General features: G+C 65.6%; 1 protein-coding gene. It reads right to left on the reverse strand.

The window, feature by feature from the left end:
• Positions 1–244: acetoacetate decarboxylase family protein (locus tag SB771_RS36415; protein WP_410722213.1), on the reverse strand; the 244-nt coding region annotated here is incomplete at both ends.

The following is a 244-nucleotide window of genomic DNA, read 5'->3' on the forward strand; positions in this document are numbered from 1 at the left end:
GGCCAGGATGTGCGTGCCGGAGAGAATCTCGAGCACGGGCAGGTCTTTCAGCGGTGCGAGCGCGTGCGAAAACAGCTCGAGGCCGACCGGGCCGGTCCAGGCGCCCTTGATCGTGACGTCCTGGCAGCGGTATTCGACCAGCTCGAGGATGCGCGGCGAACCGTCGACGTGCGGGATGATCTTCAGCAGATAGCCGGGCGCCTCGATGGTCGCCTTGGCGGCTTGAGCGTCGAGCTCCTGAAAT

Source organism: Burkholderia sp. SIMBA_051 (assembly GCF_046534915.1).
Taxonomy (GTDB): domain Bacteria; phylum Pseudomonadota; class Gammaproteobacteria; order Burkholderiales; family Burkholderiaceae; genus Burkholderia; species Burkholderia ambifaria.